At 66.7% G+C, this 7,542-nt stretch carries 9 protein-coding genes and 1 pseudogene; 3 read left to right on the top strand and 7 right to left on the bottom strand.

The window, feature by feature from the left end:
- Positions 1–191: 191 nt before the first annotated feature.
- From ACRDUX_RS11545 to ACRDUX_RS11535, 3 genes are all read right to left on the bottom strand, one after another.
- Positions 192–1,850 carry an FAD-dependent oxidoreductase gene (locus ACRDUX_RS11545; protein ID WP_526413966.1) on the bottom strand — a complete coding sequence of 553 codons (1,659 nt, stop codon included), beginning with the start codon at positions 1,848–1,850 and terminating at the stop codon, positions 192–194.
- A complete protein-coding gene (locus ACRDUX_RS11540; RefSeq protein WP_526413970.1) occupies positions 1,840–2,109 on the bottom strand; it encodes a phosphate-starvation-inducible PsiE family protein in 270 nt (89 codons plus the stop codon). Before ACRDUX_RS11540 ends, ACRDUX_RS11545 begins: the two co-directional genes overlap by 11 nt.
- Positions 2,110–2,459: 350 nt before the next feature.
- The gene (locus ACRDUX_RS11535) at positions 2,460–2,774 is read right to left on the bottom strand and encodes a hypothetical protein (RefSeq protein ID WP_526413964.1); all 315 of its coding nucleotides are present in this window, start codon (positions 2,772–2,774) and stop codon (positions 2,460–2,462) included.
- Between the two features lie 570 nt (positions 2,775–3,344).
- Here ACRDUX_RS11535 and ACRDUX_RS11530 point away from each other — a divergent pair.
- A complete protein-coding gene (locus ACRDUX_RS11530) occupies positions 3,345–3,617 on the top strand; it encodes a hypothetical protein (RefSeq protein ID WP_526413962.1) in 273 nt (90 codons plus the stop codon).
- A 26-nt stretch (positions 3,618–3,643) separates the two neighbouring features.
- The gene (locus ACRDUX_RS11525) at positions 3,644–3,817 is read left to right on the top strand and encodes a hypothetical protein (protein WP_526413960.1); all 174 of its coding nucleotides are present in this window, start codon (positions 3,644–3,646) and stop codon (positions 3,815–3,817) included.
- Positions 3,818–3,920: 103 nt separating this feature from the next.
- On the opposite strand, the gene ACRDUX_RS11520 is transcribed toward ACRDUX_RS11525, so the two are convergent.
- Positions 3,921–4,433 carry a hypothetical protein gene (locus ACRDUX_RS11520; protein WP_526413958.1) on the bottom strand — a complete coding sequence of 171 codons (513 nt, stop codon included), beginning with the start codon at positions 4,431–4,433 and terminating at the stop codon, positions 3,921–3,923.
- Positions 4,434–4,452: 19 nt separating this feature from the next.
- Positions 4,453–4,860, bottom strand: coding sequence for a hypothetical protein (locus tag ACRDUX_RS11515; RefSeq protein WP_526413956.1), 408 nt, complete (start codon positions 4,858–4,860; stop codon positions 4,453–4,455).
- 699 nt (positions 4,861–5,559) lie between these two features.
- Here ACRDUX_RS11515 and ACRDUX_RS11510 point away from each other — a divergent pair.
- Positions 5,560–6,045, top strand: a pseudogene (locus ACRDUX_RS11510) (transposase); the annotation flags it as partial.
- On the opposite strand, the gene lpxC reads toward ACRDUX_RS11510, so the two are convergent.
- Positions 5,972–7,246, bottom strand: coding sequence for a UDP-3-O-acyl-N-acetylglucosamine deacetylase (gene lpxC / locus ACRDUX_RS11505; RefSeq protein ID WP_526413954.1), 1,275 nt, complete (start codon positions 7,244–7,246; stop codon positions 5,972–5,974). The pseudogene ACRDUX_RS11510 and the gene lpxC sit on opposite strands and share 74 nt — an antisense overlap.
- Before the next feature lie 142 nt (positions 7,247–7,388).
- A partial coding sequence (locus tag ACRDUX_RS11500) for an ATP-binding protein (RefSeq protein WP_526413968.1) occupies positions 7,389–7,542 on the bottom strand: 154 nt, incomplete at its 5' end.

Below are 7,542 nucleotides of genomic sequence, written 5' to 3'. Positions count from 1 at the left end.
GTGCCGGGCGGCGAAGCCCGTCGGGACGAGGCGCTGTCAGTGAGCTTCGACGGATTTCTGGACGCGGCGCGCGCCGACGACTTCATCGGCGTGCAGACCTACAGCCGCACGCGGTTCGGAGCCGACGGCCCGCTGCGGCCCGCTCCTGCAAGGTCGCCGGCCGCGACGCAAGCCTTCCGGCAAGACCCCGATCACGAACGCTTGGACCCGAGATATGCGTGTACGAACTGGACGGCCATCGCGCCCTCTCCGACCGCCGAGGCGACGCGCTTGATGGAGCCGGAGCGCACGTCGCCCGCGGCGAACACGCCCGGGCAGCTGGTCTCGAGCAGGAACGGCTGTCGCTGGAGCGTCCACTGCGACGAGCGCGCGAGCTCGGGTCCGGTGCGCGCGAACGCCTTCTCGTCCTTCTCGATCTCCGGCGGCAGCCAGTCGGTGCGCGGCAGCGCGCCGATGAAGCTGAAGACGGCCGGCGTGTGAATCGTGCGGGCGTCGCCGGTCGTGCGGTTGACCAGCGTGACCGATCCGAGGTGGCCGTCGCCGTCCATCTCCTCGACCTCGGTATTGAGCAACACCTCGATCTTCGGGTTCTGCTCGATGCGGCGAGCGAGATAGGTGGACATGTCCTTGGAGAGGCTCGGGCCACGAATGACGAGGTAGACTTTGCGCACCTGGCCGGCGAGGAAGACGGCCGCCTGGCCGGCAGAGTTGCCGCCGCCGATCACGACCGCCTCCGACCCCACGCACATCTGCGCTTCGATCTGCGTGGCGGCGTAGTACAGACCGCGTCCCTCGAAGGCCTCGCAATTCTTCGCCTCCAGCCGCCGATATTCGGCCCCGGTGGCGATCAGGAGACATTTGCCCGCCACCGTTTCCTGGTCGTCGAGTTGGACGATCGGATAGCCGTGGTCGAAGGTGAGGCCCACGACCGGCATGGCGACGGGCAACTGTGCACCGAACTTGTTGGCCTGGATCACCGCCCGCTCGGCGAACTCGGCCCCGGTGATCCCGGTGGGAAACCCGAGGTAGTTTTCGATGCGCATGCTGCGTCCCGCCTGTCCGCCGGGAGCGGCGCGCTCGAGGACGACGGTGCGCAGCCCTTCGGAGGCGCCGTAGACCGCCGCCGCCAAGCCCGCGGGACCGGCACCGACGACCACCAGGTCGTAGAGCAGATCGCGCAGCGGCCGGCGCAGACCGAGCGCTTCCGCGAGCTGCCGGTCGGACGGATTGCGCAAGATCAGGTTGCGGCCCCAGGCGACGACGGGCGTGTCGCTCTGGCTGACGCCGTACTGCGCCAGTAACTGGATCACCTGCGGCTCGGTCTCCAGGTCCATCCAGGTGAACGGGATGCGGTTGCCGGCGAGGAACTCGCGGACCCGCAGCGTGTCGGGCGAATAGCGCGATCCGATGACGCGCACGCCCGTGTAGACGACTCCCTCGCGCAACAGATGGCGGCGCGCGATGAAGGCCTGCAGGATCATGTCGCCGAGCTCGACGTGGGCGTTGAGGATCTCCCGGAGCGCGTCGGGCGAGACGGCGTACACGTCGCTGTCGACCCGGACGATGGCGGTGACGAGCGCCGGCGTGCCGATGAGCTGCGCGACGTCGCCGGTGAATTCGCCGGGGCCGTGCACCGCGATCGTTCGCGGCGGATCGACGGATTCATCGACGATCTCGACCTCGCCGGATTTGATGACGAAGAAGGTGCAGTCGCGGTCGCCGACGCGGAATAGTGTCTGCCCGGCCCGATAGCGAGCCTGGCGGGTGAGGGGACAGCCGTCCAGGATCGTCAGCTGCGACTCGTCGAGCTTGGGGAACGCCACGCCGCGTAGATCGTGCTCACCGGACATCGCTTTCCAGCACCTCGTTGCGCTTCAGTCCCATCCAGCGCTCCGTCGCCAGCAGCGCGCCCAGCACCAACAGCAGGACGCTCAGCGACATCAACCGCGACCATTCGAAGTCATGCGCACCACGCAGCATTACCTCCCGCAGCGTGCTGAACCGGGCGACCTCGACCGCCAGCGCGACGGAGACGCGGTGCTCGCGCAGATCGAAGATGAGGAGCCGATACAGCTCCATGAGGATCAGCATGAAGAGGATCTCGGACAGGTGCTGCGAGGCCGTCGGGTGGCCGGTGGCCCGGTGGCCGACAGATTCCGGTGTGCCTTTGGGCTCGGTCCATCACTGACGCCCCCGCTCAGCCTGCATCGATAGTGCGTGCGAATCGCGGCGGTCAAGCCCGAAAGGCAGTCGAGTGCACTCGGAAAGGGGCGGCCGGGCGAAGCTGGGCGACGCCAGCGTTACGGCGCAGGCGGCTGGGCGGGTTGCTTGGTCAGTCGGACCACTGGCTGCCGGCCTCGGCGAGGCCGGAGAGCACGCCCGGGAGCCACGCGGTCGAGCGCGCCGGCGCTGGGCGCGGCGGATCGACCGGCAGACCGAGGTGTACCAGATCTTCTCGATCACCGCTCGGTTCTCGTCTGCGTGTCGGTGATAGTGCCATCGCCATTGTTGACGAAGCGCGCCCCGGCGAGCTGCAGCGTGGCGACGCCAGAGAAATCGATCGCCAGCCGCTGCAGCCGCCCGGCGTCGGCACCGGTGGGACATGCGCCGCCGGCCCTGCCTTCCACGGTCGCCCACTTGGTTGAGAGCGTGGCGTCGCACTTCGCCAGCGCCGCCGGCAGACCGCCGGCCGATCCGCGCGTGACCGCTCTGGCTTCCGCCTTCAGCCGACAGAGCCCGTACTTCCCGGTCTGCTTCAGCTTCGCCGCTGGCACTTGGCCGCCGGATCGGCGGCCTCCGCGCTGCCCACCAGCCCCATCGCGACTACTGCGATCCAGCCACCGATCCGATTGCGATCCAGCATGGATGCCTCCATCGGGCCGCTCGGGCGGTGGCCGGTGCGCTGTTTATGCCACCGCACTGTCAAGTCAAAAAAGGTAATCTTCTTAAGAGGTTGGGCTCGTCACCCGATGAAAAAAAACTTGACCGCCCTATATCTCGTGGTATGAGCGGGCTTGCAGGCACTACGGGCTGTGGGGTCTGCAGATCGGCGGCAACCGCACAGCAGATCACTAGCCATTCACAGAGGGATCGCGACGGGGCGCCACCCTTCAGGAAAGGGTGGCGCCCTCTCGCTCTCCCCACGGGCGCCTACGAATAGGGCCGACGTGCCTAGACAACCCGTCGCCTATTGCATTCGCCTCGGCCCGTCAACAAAAAAGTGCGCGCGTAGGGGCACTGCGGAGGGCGACTATGCAGGCATACCCGTGTTGCATCAAGTAGGGATGACGCGCAAGCGCGCGCCTGACGCATTCAGGCGGTTACTCGAACACGAGGATCCACGAATGCACAACGTGTACATGATCACCTATGATCTCCGGCGCCCGAATCAGGACTACAAGGGCCTGTACGAAGCGCTTCGCAATTTCGCAGGCTGGTGCCACGGCGTCGACTCAACGTGGTTCGTTTCCACGCAGCTGAACGCGGAGCAGATCCGCAGCTATCTGCAGCCGCATCTCGATCGCGACGACCGTCTCATCGTCACTCGCGTCGGGCGCGATGGGGCTTGGCAAGGTCTCCAGGCAGATGCCGGCCAATGGCTGCAGAACAACCTGTAGGCACAAGTCAGAAAGGACGATGACTGATGGCAACTAGTCCCCCCAAGGGCGACGGCCACCGCAACGGCGCGGTGCGCGATCGGTCACAGACGTACAACCCGCAGAACGACCGTTGGACGAAGCGTGACACCAACAGCGGTCGCTTCATTGATCAGAAGGCTGACGATCGCCCGTTCAAGGGCGTTCGCAAGGAAGACTGACCTGCGGCGCCGCGGCGGCCCTTCGATGCCGCCGCGGCGTCTGCCAAGAACGGGACGCGGGGTTTCCGGCTCCCCCAAGGTCGAGCGAGTGACGCCGCTGGAATCAGAGTTTTCCGTAGAGATCGCTGAAGCTGAGGTACTTGGCGAACCGGCGGGGAGCCTCCTCAACTTGCTCTGAGATCCACGTCAGCGCGTCATGGTTGTCTTCGACCACTTTCGAACGGTCGGCTCCCGCGGGATAGCCCGCGTTATGTGAAAGCTTTGCATTCGTCGCGCGCAGTTGGGTGGCGACGCTCCGAACCTCGGCCAAATAGTTGGTGATGTCGGATCCAAACAGGAAGGTGCTGTCAGCCGTATTGATTGCAAATTTCGACAGCGGCTCCAACTTCAAGTCGGCTTCCGTGACGACGGCCAGCAATAGATCCTGCAGGGCACGGTACACAGCCATACGCCGGTCGTAGAGGGCGAGGCGGAGATTTTCTCGATGCGTTCGGCTCTGCTGGCGGGCAATGTACGTCGCAATCGCGCCGATCGTCGCCGTGCTGAGCACGCTGACGATCGTGACGATGAGGCTCCAATCGGCCAGTGACATTGATTTTCCGAACATCCACTCCACGGGCGTATCTCGCGTCCTTCTACCGAACCCTGACCAAGCGGCTCCAGTCGCCACCGATGTCATTGTAGCATCGTCCGCACACGGGCTGCGCGAAGGCAGTCGGCGCCGAGCATAGTCGGCAGCCTCCGCCTGGGTCGTGGCCGTACTTCTGGTCAACCCATTCCGCCACGACGGGAAAGGCGTGGCGAAATTCAATGCTCTGCGGCGACACGACGCAGATACCTGAACAGGCGATCGTGCCGACTTGATGCAGCACGGTTCCCGCTCCGATTGGCTCAGGGATGTAGGCGAATATGGCTGGATTGGCGTAGCGGCGGCTAGGAAGCGTCGCCCGATCTCCGAACATCAGCGTGAATCGCACGAGGTCGGACAGTTTCGCCAGGCCACGGAGATCGAACGACGCGTTCACCGTGCCGCCGTCGTACAATTGGACGTTGCGCCCAGAGATGAGATCCGTGTGCTTGCCCCATTTCTTTAGTTGGAACGCGCTCGTCCCGGCCCCGGCCAGGGTGTCGACTGCGAACGAGCACTCTGGGCAGATGACGGGAAACACGCCGATGAACTCTCTGCCGCATCCGGGGCATGGAGTCCGAATCCCGCTGAGATCCATCGTCCAACGATAGCAGCATCATAGCGACCGCTCCACTGTCGCGCCGGCGGCGGCTAGAGTGACCGTTCCACCTGCCGCACCGGCGGCGGCTTCGGCGCCTGCACCTTACCGGTGACGTGCCGCCCACGCATGTGGAACTCGATCGAGTACGCAGTCAGGCCGTGCGCGGCACCGCGCAGCTCGACCAGTGGATCAGCCGATCAGACTCATGTGTCGATCGAGCACGACCTTCCGGCCGTCGGTTGTGATGACCACGGCCGACGATGCGGCCGCGTGACTCACGCGCGCACCTCACAGCGCGTTGGCGTCGCGCATCATGCGGTGACAAACTCCAGCGCCACGGCGCACCGGCACCCCGGATGGTAGGCGGATAGCCCGTATTAGCTGCGAACTCGACATAGCGACGAAGTATCGGGCGGATAGCCCGTCTGCCGCGCCGTGCTGGCGGTGTTCGTGCGCGCGGTGCTCCGCGTTGAGCGGCGCCGGACGCGCGAGCAGGGGATCGAGGGCCGCGGCGGTGCCGTGACCGCGATTCAGCGGTGCGGATCGGCGCTGAACACCAACGTGCACTTCCACTCCTTGGTGGCCGAGGGCGTATTCGAAGAGCAGTCCGGCGGTTCACAACGGTTCATCCCGGCGCTGCTGCCGCCGACCGACGTCGAGGTCGCGCGCCTGCTGGCGTCGGTGCGGCGGTGCATCGTCCGCCTCGTCCGGCGCCACGGCATCGACCTAGACGGGACCCTCGACGACGGGCGGACCACCGACCGGTTGTCGCTCGAAGCTCCGGTCCAGGCCTGCCGGTCGATCCGCCGCGCCCATTGCCGGCGCCCCGGCCGGGATCCAGATCGCGCTGCCGCTGTCGCGGCCGTTCCTGCCGGCCGTGCTGGGCGAATGCCTGATCGTCGCGGCGGAGGGCGCGCCAGCCTGATCAGCCGCCGTAGGCCTCGCGCACCTTGCGCAGCAGCGCGATGTTGTCGCCGTGGCCGGTCATGCGGGCGGTGATGCGGCCGCGGATCGGGCGGCCGAGCAGGTAGAAGTCGCCCATCACGTCGAGGATCTTGTGGCGCGCGAACTCGTTCGGGAAGCGCAGCGTCGTGTTCACGATCTTCTCGTCGTCGATCAGGATGCAGTTGTCGAGACGGCCGCCGCTCGCCAGGCCCATCGCCGCCATGGCTTTCATGTCCTTGACGAAGCCGAAGGTACGGGCCGGGGCGACCTCGGTGCTGAACGACTGCGGTCCGCGGTGCACGTAGGTGTACTCCTGGCGGCCGACCGGATGCGGATAGACCAGCGTGTACGAGATGCTGAGCTCGTCGGCGGGCTCGATGGTGATCGACTCGTCGTCGGGGCCGTCGCCGCCGACGCGCAGGGTCCGATCGATGACGATCTCGTCGACGCTGCCGCCCTGTTCCTCGACGCCCGCCTGTTCGAGCAGCTGGCAGAAGGTCTGCGCCGAGCCGTCCATCACCGGCACCTCGGCCTGCACTTTGATCAGCGCATTGGTGATGCCGTAGGCGTGCAGGGAGGCGAGCAGGTGCTCGACGGTGCCGACCGTCATGCCGCCGGCGTGCAGCGTGGTGGCGTAGCCGGTGGAGTCGACGTAGTCGAGGTGCGCCGGCACGGTCGCCTCGGTGGTCAGGTTCTCGAACACCAGCCCGCGGCCGACCGGCAGGGGATGCAGGATGAGCCCGGACTTGATGCCGGTGTGCAGGCCGTGGCCGCTGGCGATCACCGGTCGGCCGACGGTGTATTGCGGCCGGCGGCGGTGCGCGCCGGCTGAGCCGTTCGCACTCGGGCGCACCGGCTCCGCCGTGCCGCGCGCCTGCGCGCCGTCGAGCAGCGCGCGGTGCTCGAGGGCGCGGTTGACGACGTGCAGCAGCGCGTCGATCGAGAAGGGTTTCTCGATGAAGTCGAAGGCGCCGAGCTTGGTCGCCTGCACGGCGGTCTCGATGTTGCCGTGGCCCGAGATCATGATCACCTGCGGCCGGTCGGGCTCCTCCTGCAGGCGGCGCAGCAGCTCGATGCCGTCCACCTCGGGCATCCAGACGTCGAGCAGCACCAGCTCCGGTCGCTCGCTGCGCACCAGCGTCAGCGCCCGCCCGCCGTCCTCGGCGACCAGCACGCGCAACCCCTCGTCCGCCAGCACGCCACGCAGTGACGAGCGGATATCGCCCTCGTCGTCGACTACCAGCACGGTTGCCATGTGAGCCTCCTCGACGCCCGACAGAACCTGGCCACAGATGAACACAGATGAACACAGATAAACGCACTTGATGAGCGCGGCAGGGGTCTCGGGCAGGTGATCCGATCTGTGTCCATCGGTGTTCCTCTGTGGCGCAGGCTGTTCACGCAATACCGACGGCGCGCATGCGGTTCGGCTGCCGCAGCGGGAACTCGATGACGATGCGCGCCCCGCGCGGCTGATTGTCGCGGATGCGAATGTAGGCGTGGTGATCGGCGACGATCGCCGCGACGATCGCCAGGCCGAGACCGGTGCCG

Source organism: Mycobacterium sp., from assembly GCF_050701675.1.
Lineage (GTDB): Bacteria > Actinomycetota > Actinomycetes > Mycobacteriales > Mycobacteriaceae > Mycobacterium.
The sequence above is the reverse complement of the archived record's forward strand: the minus strand, read 5'-3'. Positions and strand labels throughout refer to the sequence as shown.